Below are 16,477 nucleotides of genomic sequence, written 5' to 3'. Positions count from 1 at the left end.
GAAGGATGGTCGCGACCGGAAGCACCGAAGGCGTCTATATCTCGACCCAGCAGCTTGTCGCGCTTGAGGAGCGGGCGCGCGATCTGGCATTCGTCCAAAAGGCGCGCAGCCATCAGCAGCTTGCCGGACGGATGAACTCGTCGATGCGCGGTCGCGGGCTGACATTCGAAGAGCTACGCGACTACCTTCCCGGCGATGACATCCGATCGATCGACTGGCGGGTTACCGCTCGCACGACCAGACCGGTCGTCCGTGTCTATTCCGAAGAGAAGGAACGACCGGCGCTAATCGTCGTCGAACAGCGCATCAACATGTTTTTCGGAAGCAGGCGGTCCATGAAATCCGTGACGGCGGCGGAAGCGGCGATGCTGTGCGCCTGGCGCATCCTCGGTTCCGGCGACCGGGTCGGGGGTTTCGTCTTCGGCGACGTCGGGATCGACGAGGTGAAACCACACCGCAGCCGCAACGCTGTGATCGCATTTGCGAACCGTATCGCCGTCATGAACGCCGCCTTGAAGGCGGACACGACATCCGTCCCGAGTTCGGGGCAGCTCGACGCCGTACTCGAAAACGTCGCCACCCTCGCCCGTCACGACCATCTCATCGTCGTGGTCTCGGATTTCGAAGGTCATACCGGGCGCACCCGCGATCTGCTTCTCCGGCTTTCGTCCGGCAACGATGTGATCTGCATTCTCGTCTACGATCCTTTCCTGCTCGAGCTGCCGACATCTGGCGATCTGATCGTCAGCGGCGGCGCATTGCAGGCCGAGCTTGCGCTCCGGCAGACAGGCGTCCGCACCTCGATCGATACATTCGCCCGCGATCGTGGCCGCGAGCTGCGCGCATGGCAGAGCGAGTTAGGACTTGCGATGCTGCCGGTCTCGGCTGCGGAAGAGACGGCGCCACAGCTGCGCCGGCTTCTCGATCAGTCCGCGTGGCGGCAGAGGAAGCGCTGATGGATGAGACCGCACCTGCCCTCGATCCCATGGCCGAAACCGCGCTGCGCTCGATGAAGGACATCGTCCTGCCGTCGGCCATTTCTTGGTGGCCCCAGACGTGGGGATGGGCGGCGATGGCGGGATTGATTGCGGCGGCGCTGCTTGCATGGTTCATCGTCGCGTTTCAGCGATATCGCCGCAACGCCTATCGGCGCGAGGCAATTCGGCTGCTCGATGGAATCGAGGAGAGGCTCCGGCCACATGCGACCCGGCAGGCCGCCATCCACGAGGTCGGGCTGTTGCTCAAGCAGGTCGCGATCGCCGCCTGGGGCCGCGATGCAGTGGGGCAGCTTGCCGGCAAGGACTGGGCCCGGTTTCTGGCAGAGCATGGTGAGTCCAACGAGAGGCACCTCCTCGGCAAGGTGGTCGACGACTTCGAATACCGCAATCCAGCGGTCCTGAATCGGCTGCCCGGCAATCTCGGCGTTGAACTTGCCGCCGACGCGCGACGATGGATCGAGAACCATCATGTATGAGCTCGCAATTCCCTGGCTCCTGTTTGCGCTTCCGATACCGGTTTTGGTGTGGTGGCTTCTACCGCCCCACCGCGAAACGTCGGCCTCGATCCGCCTGCCCTTCTTCGACAAGGTGGCGGAAGCCGCCGGCGTGACGCCGACCGAGGGCTCGGTGGTGGCACGCCGATCGTTGTTGCAGGCGGTCGTTGAGGGACTGGCGTGGGTTCTGGTCGTCGCTGCATTGGCGCGACCCCAATTTGTCGAGCCGCCAGTCGAGAAGACCGAGCCGCAGCGCGACATTCTTCTGGCGCTTGACCTCTCGCAGTCGATGGACACGAAGGACTTTCGCGCGCCTGACGGATCGGTTTCGGCCCGCGTCGATACTGTCCGCACCGTCGTTTCCGACTTTGTCGTAAAGCGGTCGGGCGATCGTATCGGGCTGGTGGCCTTCGGCGACGCGCCCTACCCGCTCGCTCCCTTCACCATGGATCACGCACTCGTCCGAACGATGATCGACGGGCTTCTACCGGGGATGGCCGGCCCCCGCACGGCAGTTGGCGACACGCTCGGACTTGCCATCCGCATGTTCGAAAGGACGACGGTTCCGCAGAAAGTGGTCATCCTGCTGACGGACGGCAACGACACGGCAAGCCGGATGCCACCGCTCAAGGCAGCCGACATCGCCAGGTCGAAGGGCGTCATCGTCCATGCGGTTGGGATTGGCGATCCCAAGGCGACAGGCGAGGAAAAGCTCGACACGGAAACGCTGCAGGCAATCGCTACCAAGACGGGCGGCCGCTATTTTTTCGGCGGCGATGCCACGCAGCTCGCAGGGATATACGACGTTCTCGACCAGATTACACCAAAGGATCAGAAGACGATCTCGTGGCGTCCGCGGGTGGAACTGTTTCAGTGGCCGCTTGGGGCTGCCGCAACGCTTCTGGCCGGGTGGTATCTCGCATCCGGATTGACCGGTCTCGTTCATGCAAGGAAGGCGGCCTCATGATCGCCGAGTTCCATTTCCTTCGACCCTGGTGGCTTCTCGCACAACTCGTACCGCCGCTCGTCGTCTGGCTGGCCCTGCGCGCTGGCGACCTGCAAGGCCGTTGGAAAGGTCTGATCGCCCCGCATCTGCTGCAGAACCTGATCATCGAGCCGGATGCGAAAAACCATGCCCGACCTTCGTGGCTGCTGGCGGTCGTCATTGCGCTCGCCGTGCTTGGCGCAGCCGGACCAACGTGGCGGCGAGAGCCTCCGCCTTTCGTGTCGGACACGGCCTCGCTGGTGATCGCCGTCGATCTGTCGCCGAGCATGGACGACAGGGACGTAAGCCCGAGCCGGATCGAGCGCGCAAAGCTGAAGATCCGGGATGTTCTTGCCGCGCGCAGAGGAGCACGCACCGCGATCGTCGCCTATTCCGGCACGGCGCATCTGGTCGTGCCGCTGACCGAGGACAACGAACTGATCCAATCTTATACCGATGCGCTTGCGACGCGGATCATGCCCAAGCCCGGAAAGGACACGGCGGCGGCGGTACTGCTGGCGCATACGCTGATGTCGGCGGATGGAATGCCAGGCACGATCCTGCTGATCACCGACGGCGTCGAGGCGACGGCGGCGCAGGCCCTGAACCGAAACGTGGTCATCCTTGGCATTGGCACAGCGGAGGGCGGCGTCGACCTGGGCGGTCTTAAACACATCGCCGCGTCCGCGGGTTCTCCGGTGGCAAGTATCACCGATGACGACGCGGATGTCCGCTGGGTGGGGCGTCAGGTGCGCACCAACTTCGCCGCCGCCTCGGCGGCGACCGGCGACCGCTGGCGCGACGCCGGCTGGTATCTGCTGTTCCCGCTGGTCATCGCCTTCGCCCTGACCTTTCGACGGGGATGGATTGTCAGGGTGTCGGGCTTGATGATCGTGGCAAAGCTTATCGCTCCTGTCCCGGCAGATGCCGCCGGCTTCATGGACTTGTGGCTGACGCAGGACCAGCAGGGCCGACTCGCTTTCGAGCGTGGCGACTTCACTGCCGCCGCGATCTTGTTCACCGATCCGATGTGGAAGGGCACTGCCCTTTATCGGGCAGGTCGTTTCAAGGAGGCGGCTCAGTCCTTCGCACCCCTGACAACGCCGGACGCGAGGTTCAATCGGGGAAACGCTTTGCTTCGGCTGGGAAGCTACGAGGAGGCGGTTGCCGCATACAGACAAGCCTTGCAGCGAAGGAAGGATTGGCCGGAAGCCGAGGCAAACCTCGCAATCGCCGAACGGTTGTTGAAACTGCAACAGGACGACGATCAGCCACAGGATCCAAACGAAAAGCCGGACGACCTCAAAGTCGATGACAAGGGCAAAAAGGGCAAGGCAGGCAAGGTCGACGTCGCCGAGCAACCCTCCGAGCTCTGGATGAGGAATATAGTGGTCAGTCCAGCGGATCTCATGGCTCGAAAATTCGCCATCGAGGCGGAAAGAAATCAGCGATGAAGCGGCTGATCATCCTCGCAGTGATGGTCGCTTCGCCAGCAATAGCTGCGAAACCGTATGCGCGCCTGACCATCGATGGCGCCGACCAGATCGTCCCCGGCCAGGAGGTCCATGTCATTGTCGAGGTGTTGGCGCCGGACTTTTTTACGTTACCCCCACAGTTTCCCCTATTCGACGTGCCCGGCGCGATGGTGACCCTCCCGGCTGAGCGTACACAGAACATGGTGCAGACGATCGACGGACAGCAGTATGCCGGCATAAGGCGCACCTATGCCGTCGTCCCGGAACAGCCAGGGTCATTCAGCATACCAAGCATTGCGATATCGTTGGGCTGGTCTGTCGAAGGCAAGCCCACGACAGGTGAGGTCGTAACGGAGCCAGTCAGTTTCGACGTCGTCGAGGGGACGGGCTCGGCCTTTGCCGCCAAACGAGTGGAGATCACACAGTCCTTTGATCGCGATCCGTCGAAACTCAAGGCTGGCGACGCGCTTGTTCGCACCATCGTCGTGAGCGCCCAAGAGACGCAAGGGATCACGATCCCGGCCGCCGATATCGGCACTACACCGGGACTTCGCCAATACGTCAAACCGTCGAAGGTCGAGGATGCCGTTCCGTTTGGTCGTGGTGATACCGTTTCGCGTCGAACAGAGGCCATCGTCTATACCACAGACAAGGAAGGCAGCTTCACGATCCCGGCAGTCTCGTACTCATGGTTCGACACCGACTCTCACCAGGATCAATCATCTCCGCTCCCTTCGATCCGTGTTTTAGTCGCCGCAGCCGCGCCAGAAGCAGGCATTGCGATTGACGACTTGCCAACCGGCACGGACGATACGCGCGCACGCCGCGAAACGATGACGGGTATCTTGCTTGCGCTGGTGGCAGCAATAATTGTGTGGTTCGGTCGGCGCGCACCATCGCGTGCGGTTAGCTGCTGGCATGCGTTCACGGAGAGACGGCGGCACTCCCGTCGATACCGACTTCGTCGCCTCCGCAAAACAATCATGAAGGCTGCCCCTACGGACGTGTATGCGGCACTGCATGTCTGGGCGCGCGCAGAAGGATATCGAACCCTTCATGATTGGCTTGCCGGTCTCCGCCCAGAGGTCGTCCTTCAGGTCGGGACCATCGAGCGGGGACTGTTCAGCGACGGCAAACCTGATTTCGACAGGAAAAAACTTGCATCGATGCTCGACGATCGTTTGCACGCTGCACCGGCGACGAAATCAGCGTTACCGCCTCTCAATCCTGGTCAGGCCGCCGATGTTACGTTGATGTAACCGTTGCGTACTCACGCCGTGGCGGCATGCCCGTCATCCTCCGGCCTATAACCGGGAGACGGCGATGGCACTGGCATTCGACACTGCGACCGCAGCAGTTGATCTTGTCTGGATCGACGGTGGTACTTTCATCATGGGTTCCAACGAGCACTATCCGGAGGAGACTCCAGCACATCCGGTCGCGGTCGACGGCTTCTGGATCGAGCGCACGCCGGTGACCAACAGACAGTTTATGGCGTTCGTCAAGGCGACCGGGCATGTGACGTTAGCGGAAAAGGTACCGGATCGGGCTGACTATCCGGGCGCCAGGCCAGACATGCTGCGCGCTGGGTCGCTCGTCTTCACCATGCCGAAAACAATAAACGGGCCCGATATCTCCCAATGGTGGACATTCAAGTTCGGCGCGACCTGGCGGCGGCCTCTCGGCGGACTGAGCGACCTGCGCGGTAAACTCGACCATCCCGTGGTGCATGTCGCCTTTTCCGATGCTCGGGCTTATGCCGAGTGGGCCGGGCTAGACTTGCCAACAGAGGCGGAGTGGGAATTTGCCGCTCGCGCTGGCATGGACGCCGAATACGCATGGGGCGACGATTTCATGCCCGACGGAAAAGCCATGGCCAACACCTGGCAAGGCGTCTTCCCCACCACCAGCACAAAGCCGAAGAATGGTGAGCGGACAACACCTGTCGGCATGTTCCCTGCCAACGGCTTCGGCCTGCATGACATGATCGGCAATGTCTGGGAGTGGACGCAGGACTATTGGTCAACGCAGCACCCTGCCCCCGCCAGACATTCCTGCTGTATTCCGAGCAATCCTCGCGGAGGCGAACCTGAAGCGAGCCTCGATCCTCGGCAACCGACGATCAGGATCGCCCGCAGGGTGCTGAAAGGCGGTTCCCACCTTTGCGCCCCCAATTATTGCCGTCGTTACCGCCCTGCCGCGCGTCATGCGGAGCCGGAAGACACGTCTACCAGCCATGTCGGATTTCGCTGCGTCAAGCGCATTCAATGAACGGAGAAAATCAATGATGATGTTCCGCCCGATCTTCGCATCACTGTTCGGGGCCACACTTTTTGTGGCAACCGTACTTCCCGCCATTGCCCAGGAGACCCTGCCGTCGTGGTCCGACGGAGCCGCAAAAACGCGGATCCTCGATTTCGTCAAGGCAACGACGACAGAGGGCGGTGAAGGCTTCGTCGCGCCGCAAGACAGGATCGCCGTTTTCGACAATGACGGCACGCTATGGCCGGAGCAACCGTATTACGTTCAGCTTGGTTTCATTCTCGACCGCGTCAAGACACTCGCCCCACAACATCCGGAATGGAAGACAAAGGAACCCTTCAAGAGCATTCTCGCAGGCGATTTGAAGGGGATTGCGAGAGGCGGGGAGAAAGGCATTGTCGACCTCGTCATGTCGACCCACGCAGGCATGACAAGCGACCAGTTTGCAAAGATCGTCACGGACTGGTTTGCGACGGCAAAACATCCCAAGACCGGCAAACCCTTCGACGAGATGGGCTATCTTCCCATGCGCGAGCTTCTCGACTATCTGCGTGACAATGGCTTCAAGACATACATCGTCTCTGGCGGCGGCGTAGAGTTCATGCGACCAATCACCGAGAAGGCCTACGGCATTCCTCCAGAACAAGTGGTCGGCAGCACGATCCTGACAGAATATGCCATCGTCGGCGATGTCCCGGTTTTGCGACGCTTGCCGAAGATTGATTTCGTCGACGACGGCCCCGGCAAGCCTTCGGGTATCAACAAGTTCATCGGCCGCAAGCCGATCTTCGTCGCCGGCAATTCCGACGGCGACGCGGAGATGCTTCGCTGGGTGACGGCGGCGAAGGGACCCGGTTTTGCAATGATCGTTCATCATACGGATGCCGAACGGGAATATGCCTACGATCGCGAGTCGGCATTCGGCAAGCTCGACAGGGCGCTCAACGAGGCCGAACGTCGGAACTGGCTGGTGGTCGACATGAAGGCTGATTGGAAGACGATCTACGCGTCCGAGCATTAGCTCGCTGCAGAAAATCAAAATGCAGGACGGCCTCGCTCTTCTCAGCGAGGCCGTTCCCGGATCAGCCTTTATTGCGCCGCGATATTGGTCGGCTTTGTAATTGAAAGAGGGATCGACACCGTCAGGAACACCGAATCCCCCCGCGCCCGGTTCTCCGTTCCGAACTCGTGGAAATATTTGATACGGGTCGCGACCGGCGTCTCGCCCATCTTGAAATTCCAGCCGATCGTCGCTCCGATGGCAAACGCCCTGCCCTTGAAATCGCCGAGCGTTGCGCCGTCGCCACTGTCTCCCGTCACCTGTTGGTAGGCGTAACCAACAAGGCCGGCGTCGAACTGTTCATTAAAATGCTGGACGGCCGCCCATTCGAAGTGAAGTTCGTTACCGGTCCGATAGTCGGTAGACGGGTTTTCGGCATTGAACGTCATGCCGATGACGCCGGACAGGTCGAAGCCGACCGTCGGATCGAGCCAGGTCGCGCCTGCATAAACGTCCGCACCCCAGTGGTGAAATGCGATGTTGGAAATCTCTCCTTCCTGATAGTCGCCGATCGGAATGTTAATGAGCGTCCCGACCTGCCAGTGGAAATTTCCGGCCTCCCACCCAAGGATGCCACCGACCAGCGGGTCGCCGATCGTGAAGACGGTATCCTTGACGTTGCCACCCAGAACTCCGCCGCCCGGACCAGTCAGTGTCAGGTCGGCCGATGTCCCCATCCAGCCGAAGGGAATGGTGGCGGACAGGCCAACATGGGCACCCATCACCTCTTCGGGCAACACCCAAAGAAAGGTCGGCGCATCCAGCACCGCATCGCCGTCCACGCCCACCGCGACCTGACCACCACGGGGCAGCGAACGACCGCCACCCAGGTTACCGCTATAGATATAGAGGTCATTTTGGAAATAGACCCCTGGCGGGGGCGTGATGGCCGCGGCAGGGCCTTTGCCACCGAGCAGATAGAAGCCTGCGCCATTCTCGGCAGCACATGCCAGACCTGGCGAGAAGAGAGCCGCTCCTGAAATGAGAGCTGCGTAGCGTGTGGTTCTTGAGATCATCCCAGCTTTCCCGTCGCTTCTGCTGGCGGTCGGCATATCTTTGCCGCTTTGCCTGTCGTGCCAATCGCTCGACCATGGCAGACGAGCCAATCGTCGCAAGTACGCAACGGTTACAACGGATGTAACACCGTCTAATCGGTGGCCAGCGCCAGTTTGCTTTCGGTCACCTCGGCCTTTCCGAGCCCCTTCTCGAGACCAGCGATCACATCGTCCGGATATCTGCGACGCTCCATCGATGTCCGCATCGCAGTCTTGTAGTCCGGCATCGCTTGCCTGAGGAATGCCAGGCTTCTCGCTGCATCTGGCGACGCCATCTCACCAAGCGATGCCGCTCTGATCGCCCGGACCACGAAGTCGCTGCAATTGATCTGTTCGGAGACAAGCGATGCGTTCGACCAGTCTTCCCTACCGTATGCATCGAGCGCCAGAACGATGCGCGCATCGCGCGGGACTGCCTCAACGTCGTTGGATGCCTCCTCGGCAAGCGTGACGGCCGCCTTCTGAAAGCCCGAGCTGTAGAGAACGCCTGCGAGTTTGGCGAGCACGTCTGGATTGTTCGGGTTGATAGCAAGTGCCTTGTTGCCGGCTGCAATCGCAGTTTCGGTTTTCCCGGCATAGAAATGCGCCATCATCAGTGCCACGTACGCTCTGTCTGAACGGGGATCGACCGACACGGCCCTGTTCGCCAGCGTCGTTGCATAGTCGAAATCTGTACTCTCAGGATCAGCACCGGTGCGTGCAACGAGCACGCGCGAAAGAACAGCCATCGCATCGGCATTGTTCGGTTGTGCGACCAGCGTGCGTTGGAGGCACGGTTCACTTGCGGCGATGCCCTGTCGACCGCCTTCGTCGAGAGCGATTTCGCCCCTCAGGATACAAGCGTTGCCCAACGACCGGGATGAGGTATCCGCGTGGGCTTCCAGATTACTGATAATGCCGCGGGTGCTGGCAAAGCGCTTGGCGAGTGCTGAAACGAGTTCATCTCTGACAGCGACCTCGCTGCGGCCATCGATCTGAACTTTGTCGATCCCGGACTTGAGGATGGTGCGATCGCGGCCATCGACGACCTGCCACCAGATCGTGCGGTTGTCGTCATCGGCGTAATATTTCATTTGAATTTCGTAGGACGTCTCGATCCTCCCTGCACGCGGTCCCACCTGCTTGGCCGAGATGTCGAGGGTCCGGAACTGTGAAAGCGCCGCAACCAAATATTTGAGGGTGCTATCGGCTTCCGCCGCCTTTCCATCATCAGCCGAACTCATTGACACAGAAACCGACGGTCGAGAGGTGGTGGCAGGAGCGTTTTTGAAAATCAGGGCGCCTGCCGATCCTGCTGCCACCAGAATGACGAGCGCAGCACCGATCTTCAGGGAATGACGACCTCTGGAAGCCGGTGCTCTTTCACTGGTTTCGAAAGCACTCCGAGCGGCCGGTTCAGCAATCTCACCTGTTTCCTGTTTTCGCAGGTCATCGCATGAGGCTGAAATGGCCGCCGAGCGGGTGAAAACTGCCAGATATCGCCCGACCGGAAGCTGGACTATGACCTCAAGGGTTGCGCCATAAGCGTCATAGTAGTTGGCAAGCGCGCTACGCAAGCGGCTTATCTCGATGCGCACGATCGGGTCGGAGCCTGTGTCAAAGCGCTCGGAGCGGTTGAGCACATCGAGTGCTATGGCATATGCCTTGACGCCAGTCTGTTCGCCTTCAAAGCATTTTTCGGCGATATATCTGAGAATGCGTTTTGCACGGTCCGTCGCATGAAACCGGGCGTCTCCAAGCAGACGTTCGAGCTCGCCCCGGGCCTCGTCGAGGCCGACTTCAGTTCGTGCGGCATCATACTCACTTGCCGTCATCGCCCCTCTCCTCCGCCCGAATTGATACAAGGCAAAGTAGAACAGCTCCTTTTATCGCGCCGATGACAAGCGGTTGCAATCGAAATCGCTAATAAAGCTGAAATAATGTCACATTGCGGTACTCTGTTGCCTACATGCGTTCCGTTTCATCACATGTGATCGAGACAATACCGAATGACGTCCGTCTCGATTTCCTGGCAGATCGTGCGGTACTCCATCAACTCGCCGGTTTCGGCACTGTCTCGTTCGAGGCGCTCCAACATATCGGTTGCCGCATCGTAGGCTTCGAACAGATGATTGAGGGATGACGGCTTTGCCGCGATTGTCTGAAGTCGTCCACGCACGCTCGGCAACTTGACAAGAAGTTTCAGCAACCCTCGCTGAGAGGCGCCGTTCGATGACGAGTTCCCGTGATGCCCACCACTCATTGAAGTATGCGACCTCCTGGCGCGCTAAGACGACCAGACGCTAGCAAGTCTCGGCCAAAGCGGAAGTACGCAACAGTAACAGGCGAGCCTCGTCGCTCCTGACTGTAACGTCGGAATTTACTGTTGCGTACTCACGGGTATCCCTTCCGTCGTGGTGTCTTGCTCGACAGGACAGGAGATCACAATGAGAGCCACGACAGCTACCCTTGCGGCAGGCGCCACGGTCCTTCTGGCAAACCTTGCATCGGCACAGGAACATCAGGATATCAACGAGGCCAATAACCCGCTCACGCCGAAGATCACGATCAATTTCCAGGACTATTTCATCCCCAGTTTCAAGGACACACCGGGCGATCCGCACGCAAACCAGTTTCTGCTTCGCGGCTTGGTCCCATCGGACTTCGGCGGTGTGCCGCAACTCCTGCGTTTCACATTACCAATCGCCACATCTCCGGATGTCCCGACAGGTTATATCACGGGGCTTGGTGACCTGACGCTGATGGACATTTTTATCCTGCCAAAGCAGGGGGATGTCACGTTCGGGGTGGGGCCACTTGTGGTGCTACCCACGGCAACGGACTCATCGCTCGGCAGTGGAAAATGGCAGGCGGGTGCGGCGGGTATCGTGGTCGCACCGCAGGACTGGGGCCTTTTGGCAGGTCTCGTGACTTACCAGGCATCCTTCGCGGGGGCCAACAGCCGCGAGGACGTGAACCTCTTCACCTTTCAGCCGATCGCCAATGTCAACCTGGCCGATGGATGGTATCTACGCTCATCGGCGACCTGGAATTTCGATCTTCAAAGCGGTGATGCCTATATCCCGGTGGGTCTTGGTGTCGGCAAGGTGTTCAAGCTCGACAAGGGTGTCACGATGAACGCCTTCATCGAACCGCAATATACCGTCTGGAACGAAGGTAGTGCCCCTCGGTGGCAAATCTTCGCCGGATTGAACTTCCAGTTTCCCGTCGGGCAGCAAGGCAAATGAAGTGTTGTCTGCTTCTCTTGACACTGGCCGTCACGCCAGCCTTCGCGCAAGAACCAGTTCGGACGGATGAACCGCTGAATGTGGCACAATTCCTCAAACTCCTACGCGATCCCGGTGTCCAGAGATGGCTTTCGGATTCCGAAAGCCATGCAGCTGAAACTATACAACCGAGCCGCAGTCTGACGAATTGGGAAGCGGCCCGGCGGGCCGAAATCGAGAACGCCATTTCCGCTATGCCGCGGATTCCTGCCGAGCTGGCGTCGACGGCAACCCGCGTCAGGGCCGACGCGCTGTCCCATGGTTATGCCCCGGTCCTACCCATGATGGCGGGCATCGCCCTGTTCGGGATGATCGCGGAATATCTGGTTCAATGGCGGTCAAAGGGCGACGGAGCGCTGGACCAGATACTTCCGATCGGTGTTTTTGCGGCGGCTATGGCTGTCATCCTTCTGGCGATCCCTTGGCCATCACTCGGCCGGATCGTCATGTGGTCTTATCTCTCAGCCTTCGTTGCCTATCGCCTTTCCGCGACAGCGATCGGAATTCTTGTCAAAGACAGATCGATCCGGCGACGAGCTGAGCTCTTCCTCGCCGTCGTGCTTTTTGCGATCGCATCCGATTTCGCCGGGCGCGCATTGGGCGTCGATGCGCCAGTTCAGGATGCCATTTCCTATCTCTGGTCGATGGCACTGCTTTGTCTTGCCGCCGAGGCCCCGTGGGCAACATGGCCGGCGCGGCTCGCAATCCGACTGGCGCTGTCGCTTTGCCTGGTGTTCATCTGGCTGGCCTGGTGCCTCGGCCTCACCGGCATCTTCTGGCTGGGCGTTTACGCTGTCGTGCTTCCACCCACTTTGCGGCTGATCAGCCATCGGTTCGCAGCCGCGCGACCCGGATGGCAAGAAGATGATCTGCGACGGGTGCTCCTCACCCGCGGCATCCGGGCGTTGATTATCGCAGTAGCAGTCGGATGGCTGGCATTTTCCTGGCATGCGGATGCAGACGCGCTAATTCATCAAAATCCCATCGTCGCTGCCCTGCTCTACGGAATGCTCAAGAGCGTCATCATCCTTCTCCTCGCCGATCTGCTCTGGAATCTGGCGAGGACGGCGATCGCCGCGCGGCTTACACCTTCCGAGACTGCCGAGGGCCATGGATCCGACCCAAAAATGATGTCGACCAGGCTGCACACGCTGCTGCCAATATTCAAAAACCTCTTGGCGGTCGTCGTGATCGTTGTGACCGCCCTCACCGTGCTTGCGGAGCTCGGGGTAGAAATAGGTCCGCTTATCGCGGGCGCCGGCATATTCGGAGTCGCTCTCGGGTTTGGATCGCAGACACTGGTAAAGGACGTGATTGGCGGTGTCTTCTACATGCTGGACGATGCGTTCCGCGTTGGCGAATACATCCAGGCGAAGAACTACAAGGGCACAGTCGAGGGTTTCAGCCTTCGCTCCGTCCGGTTACGTCATCATCGAGGTCCGGTCTTCACCGTGCCGTTCGGCGAGCTCGGCGCGGTCGAGAACATGAGCCGGGATTGGGGCGTGGTAAAATTTCGGATTTCGGTCCGCTACGAAACCGATGTCGAAAAGGCCCGCAAGCTGACCAAGAAGATTGGTGCCGATCTCCTGAAAGACCCGGAGCTTGGGGCCCTGTTTATCGACCCATTGAAGATGAAGGGCATTGAGGAGTTCGGCGATTACGGCATGATCTTAAGCTTCGGCATGACGCTTCGTCCCTCGCCTATGCAATCGTTCATTCGAAGGCGGGCCAATCTTCTGCTGCGAGAGGCGTTCATAGAAAATGACATCGCGTTCGCGACCCCAAGCGTCCAGGTGGACGGAGACGACCGGTCAAACAACGCGATGGCAGCGTCCACTTCCCACATCCAGGCGCGTAGGTCGAGAACATCGGCCGAAGGCGAGGCAGGCGCCTAACAGGCGATCGCGAAATTAACGTCCCTTGTTACTGTTGCGTACTCACCGGCCGTTTCATCCATGCCTAGCCTGCAGTTTGCCTGCATGCAGCAGGAGGAAAGGTAGGCAACAGATGATTTCCTTGAAAGCCGACCGTCTTGCCGCCACGACTGCGACTTTCCTGTTGCTGGTCGCAGGTGCCATGGCAAAAGACCCGCCCCCCGAACCGCGGATAGAGCCAGCGTCGGTCGAAGCGCTGAAAAGCATGGGTAAGCACCTGCAGGAGCTGAAGACCTTTTCGCTGCGCGCGACGACCACGACCGAAGTCGTGCTCGACAATGATCAGAAACTGGAGATCGGTGGCACGGCAACCTACGAGGTCCGACGTCCAGATCGACTGCGGATCGATTTGGCCACAGACAGCGTCCATGGTGAGCTCGTCTATGATGGCAAGACCATAGTTTACGCGTCGCCTGACCAAAACGTTTACGCACAAGTGCCAGCACCGCCGACAATCAAAGACACGCTTTCGGAGGCTGCCCAGAAGTACAATCTGGCATTTCCCTTGGCTGACCTGTTTTCGTGGGGCACTGACGACGCGCCTCTCGATTTGATCAAGGAAGGCTTTCTGGTCGGTCACGCCTTCGTAAACGGGAAAGAGGCTGAACATTGGGCATACCGCGGCGTCGACCAGGATGCCGAGGTCTGGATTGCCACCGAAGGCGTGCCGCTTCCCTTAAAAATCTCGCTCGTCGATAAGGATGATCTCACACGCCCCAGGATCACATCTGTTCTCGAGTGGACGGAAAACGCGACCATTGGCGAAGACGTTTTCTCCTTCAAGCCGGCTGACGGAGCCTCGAAGATCAAGTTTCTGGCAGAAGGAGCGGCAAAATGATCAAGCCCGGCTTCTTTGTTTCGACTCTCATTGCCACCGCACTTATAGTTCCCCAGATCGCGGAAGCCCGCGGAGGTTTCCACGGCGCACGGATGCCTCGGATGAATTTCGGGGGCGGTGGAATGCATGCCGGCGTCCATCCGGGCGGCGGATCGTTCAGAGGGTTCAACGCTCCCTCCCACTATGGCCCGAGGTTTCATCCGGCAGTCGCCCCGCATCCTGCACCACCGCGACCCGTGCCGCGGCCAGGCCCCGGACCACACCCATCGGGACATCATCCACATCCTCCGACCCCTGGCCCACATCCCGGTCCTGGGCCTCATCCACCTGGACCCGGCCCCCATCCGCCAGGTCCTGGTCCGCATCCGCCGGGCCCACCGCCTCCGCCACCTCCGCTTCCGGGGCCATACTGGCCCGGCTACTGGGGGCCCGCCGCTGTTTGGGGCGCGGCGACGGTAGTCGCAGTCGGAACGGTTATAGCGACGCTCCCACCCGAATGCGTCACGGTGGTCGTCAACGGCGTCTCATATCGCGAGTGCGGTGGGAACTGGTTTGAACCCCGCTATGACGGGCACGCTGTGGTTTACATTGCGGTCGCAAATCCGAAGTAGGTGAAGTAGCGGCGGGCAGACGTCCGCCGCTACTTCCGACCTGGATTTCAACTTGTCTTGCTCTTGAGAGGATTCGAACCGGCGCTCCGCTTAATAAGCAGAATTCTTCGATTTTTCCGCGACTTAGTCCCTTTGCCTATATCGAGCTTTCGCGTAGACATGTCGCAATAGAAACACTCCCGTCGGCCGAACACGAGTCTCTGCTGTGGGGCCGATTAAGATCCGTCCTACTTTGCACGAATTAGCTGACGGCTGTCGTATTCGAGATAAAGGAGCCAATGTTCAAGGTCGAATGCCGGACATGCGGACGGTCAGACGCGCTCGAGCGGAAGGTCCTTGTCCGCAAGCATGGCGCCGGGATGACTTTCGCACGGTTGCGGCGGATGGCTGCCATGGGGTGCGATCGCCTGATCAGCGCCGATGGCGATCAATGTCACACGTGCTTTCCCTGCCTCAAATCGCCAGTGCTTTCACCCGATTCCGATTTACGAGTCGGTTTATCAGCGGATTAAAGCATCTGCCGGCTTGCCATGACGCTTATACGCGCCAGATCCCATCCGATGTAAGGAGTATTCGGATGGCCGACGTCAACGACTGGCTGGATGATCTCATCCAGGAGATCATCAACTCTCCGGGATTTCATGAGAACAAGGCGGAGTTTCGCGATCAGGCAAAAATCCTGATCGTGAGCGGCGAGGCTCAAGGTTTTACGGTCGCCCAAATCAAGGAAGCTTGCGGAGGAGATGTCGAACGATATCTGCTTGATCAGCAAAATGCGATGACCGACGTCGAGCTCCAGCGGAAGATCGACGAGGACCCTTGAGATGCGAAACCAACACCTACGGGGAGATGGTTATCAGTATGCCTAAAGGAGAGCAGTGATGGTCAAACGACTAGGTGGATGCCTCTGCGGCAAGGTGACATACAGTGTGGAGGGTATGCCGATCCGTGTCGGAATCTGCCATTGCACTGACTGCCGGCAGGAAAGCGGTTCGGCATTCACCTATTTCGGCATCTGGCCCGCTTCCGCATTTGAGACGTCCTCCGGTGAGACCCATCAATACGCGGGGCGCCAATACTGCCGATCCTGTGGGTCTCGGCTGTTTGCCTGTGATGCCGAGGAAGCCGAAATCAAGCTTGGAAGCCTGCAGGATGCGCCAACCGGTCTCGCGCCCACCTACGAGCTTTGGATCAAGCGCCGTGAGCCATGGCTGCCTGCACTGCCGGGCGCTGAACAATTCGACGAAGACCGAACACAGGGAGGAAACTAAATGGAAAACGCATCAAAAGAACTCGCCGATGAGTACAGGCGCCTTGGCGGGCGCCGTGTCGCGGTGATTGACGACAACATTGGGTCCTCGCGCGACTGGGACGGGGATCCCCCTGAAGCCGAAGCATTCTGGAACGCAAAAATTGCCTCATTGTCCGACCGGGACCGGCGAGATGTCGAGACTTTTCTACCATCTTTGAACGACGAAAGTGATGAGCCGGCGAACTAG

The 16,477-nt window shown here is 59.7% G+C and carries 17 protein-coding genes; 13 read left to right on the top strand and 4 right to left on the bottom strand.

Annotated features, from left to right (window positions below; all coding sequences use genetic code 11):
• Positions 1–5 precede the first annotated feature (5 nt).
• The 7 genes from FHW37_RS27295 to FHW37_RS27265 all read left to right on the top strand — a co-directional run bounded on the left by FHW37_RS27295 (position 6) and on the right by FHW37_RS27265 (position 7,235).
• A complete protein-coding gene (locus FHW37_RS27295) occupies positions 6–956 on the top strand; it encodes a DUF58 domain-containing protein (protein ID WP_145642112.1) in 951 nt (316 codons plus the stop codon).
• Complete coding sequence (locus FHW37_RS27290; protein WP_145642110.1) at positions 956–1,474, top strand: DUF4381 domain-containing protein; 519 nt, start codon at positions 956–958, stop codon at positions 1,472–1,474. Before FHW37_RS27295 ends, FHW37_RS27290 begins: the two co-directional genes overlap by 1 nt.
• Positions 1,467–2,459, top strand: a complete 993-nt coding sequence (locus tag FHW37_RS27285) for a vWA domain-containing protein (protein WP_145642108.1) — start codon at positions 1,467–1,469, stop codon at positions 2,457–2,459. Before FHW37_RS27290 ends, FHW37_RS27285 begins: the two co-directional genes overlap by 8 nt.
• Positions 2,456–3,931: a VWA domain-containing protein gene (locus tag FHW37_RS27280; protein ID WP_145642106.1), complete on the top strand. Its 1,476-nt coding sequence runs from the start codon at positions 2,456–2,458 to the stop codon at positions 3,929–3,931. The genes FHW37_RS27285 and FHW37_RS27280 overlap by 4 nt, the downstream gene beginning before the upstream one ends.
• The gene (locus FHW37_RS27275) at positions 3,928–5,211 is read left to right on the top strand and encodes a BatD family protein (protein ID WP_145642104.1); all 1,284 of its coding nucleotides are present in this window, start codon (positions 3,928–3,930) and stop codon (positions 5,209–5,211) included. Before FHW37_RS27280 ends, FHW37_RS27275 begins: the two co-directional genes overlap by 4 nt.
• A gap of 64 nt (positions 5,212–5,275) precedes the next feature.
• Positions 5,276–6,223 (top strand): formylglycine-generating enzyme family protein, encoded by a 948-nt coding sequence (locus FHW37_RS27270; RefSeq protein ID WP_145642102.1) that lies wholly within the window; start codon positions 5,276–5,278, stop codon positions 6,221–6,223.
• A gap of 19 nt (positions 6,224–6,242) precedes the next feature.
• Complete coding sequence (locus tag FHW37_RS27265) at positions 6,243–7,235, top strand: HAD family hydrolase (protein ID WP_246690947.1); 993 nt, start codon at positions 6,243–6,245, stop codon at positions 7,233–7,235.
• A 68-nt stretch (positions 7,236–7,303) separates the two neighbouring features.
• On the opposite strand, the gene FHW37_RS27260 is transcribed toward FHW37_RS27265, so the two are convergent.
• From FHW37_RS27260 to FHW37_RS27250, 3 genes are all read right to left on the bottom strand, one after another.
• Entirely contained in the window at positions 7,304–8,290 is a 987-nt protein-coding gene (locus FHW37_RS27260) for a SphA family protein (RefSeq protein ID WP_145642227.1), read from the bottom strand.
• 131 nt (positions 8,291–8,421) lie between these two features.
• Positions 8,422–10,143, bottom strand: a complete 1,722-nt coding sequence (locus tag FHW37_RS27255; protein ID WP_145642098.1) for a hypothetical protein — start codon at positions 10,141–10,143, stop codon at positions 8,422–8,424.
• Positions 10,144–10,292: 149 nt separating this feature from the next.
• On the bottom strand, positions 10,293–10,487 hold the full coding sequence (locus tag FHW37_RS27250; protein WP_246690939.1) for a hypothetical protein: 195 nt from the start codon (positions 10,485–10,487) through the stop codon (positions 10,293–10,295).
• A 268-nt stretch (positions 10,488–10,755) separates the two neighbouring features.
• Between FHW37_RS27250 and FHW37_RS27245 the strand changes: the two genes are divergently transcribed.
• The 3 genes from FHW37_RS27245 to FHW37_RS27235 all read left to right on the top strand — a co-directional run bounded on the left by FHW37_RS27245 (position 10,756) and on the right by FHW37_RS27235 (position 14,367).
• The gene (locus FHW37_RS27245; protein ID WP_145642094.1) at positions 10,756–11,556 is read left to right on the top strand and encodes a hypothetical protein; all 801 of its coding nucleotides are present in this window, start codon (positions 10,756–10,758) and stop codon (positions 11,554–11,556) included.
• A 17-nt stretch (positions 11,557–11,573) separates the two neighbouring features.
• Positions 11,574–13,490, top strand: a complete 1,917-nt coding sequence (locus tag FHW37_RS27240) for a mechanosensitive ion channel family protein (RefSeq protein ID WP_246690938.1) — start codon at positions 11,574–11,576, stop codon at positions 13,488–13,490.
• Between the two features lie 121 nt (positions 13,491–13,611).
• Positions 13,612–14,367, top strand: a complete 756-nt coding sequence (locus tag FHW37_RS27235) for a DUF2092 domain-containing protein (RefSeq protein ID WP_432442903.1) — start codon at positions 13,612–13,614, stop codon at positions 14,365–14,367.
• A 922-nt stretch (positions 14,368–15,289) separates the two neighbouring features.
• Here FHW37_RS27235 and FHW37_RS34560 read toward each other — a convergent pair.
• The gene (locus FHW37_RS34560) at positions 15,290–15,415 is read right to left on the bottom strand and encodes a hypothetical protein (RefSeq protein ID WP_281407283.1); all 126 of its coding nucleotides are present in this window, start codon (positions 15,413–15,415) and stop codon (positions 15,290–15,292) included.
• Positions 15,416–15,555: 140 nt separating this feature from the next.
• On the opposite strand from FHW37_RS34560, the gene FHW37_RS27220 reads away from it, so the two are divergent.
• From FHW37_RS27220 to FHW37_RS27210, 3 genes are read left to right on the top strand one after another with little or no spacing between them, the layout of a single operon-like run.
• Entirely contained in the window at positions 15,556–15,801 is a 246-nt protein-coding gene (locus FHW37_RS27220) for a hypothetical protein (protein WP_145642088.1), read from the top strand.
• Between the two features lie 58 nt (positions 15,802–15,859).
• Positions 15,860–16,249, top strand: a complete 390-nt coding sequence (locus FHW37_RS27215) for a GFA family protein (protein WP_145642087.1) — start codon at positions 15,860–15,862, stop codon at positions 16,247–16,249.
• Positions 16,250–16,477, top strand: a complete 228-nt coding sequence (locus FHW37_RS27210; protein WP_145642085.1) for a hypothetical protein — start codon at positions 16,250–16,252, stop codon at positions 16,475–16,477.

It is taken from the genome of Neorhizobium alkalisoli, from assembly GCF_007829835.1.
Lineage (GTDB): Bacteria > Pseudomonadota > Alphaproteobacteria > Rhizobiales > Rhizobiaceae > Neorhizobium.
This window is presented reverse-complemented; position numbering and strand designations above follow the sequence as displayed.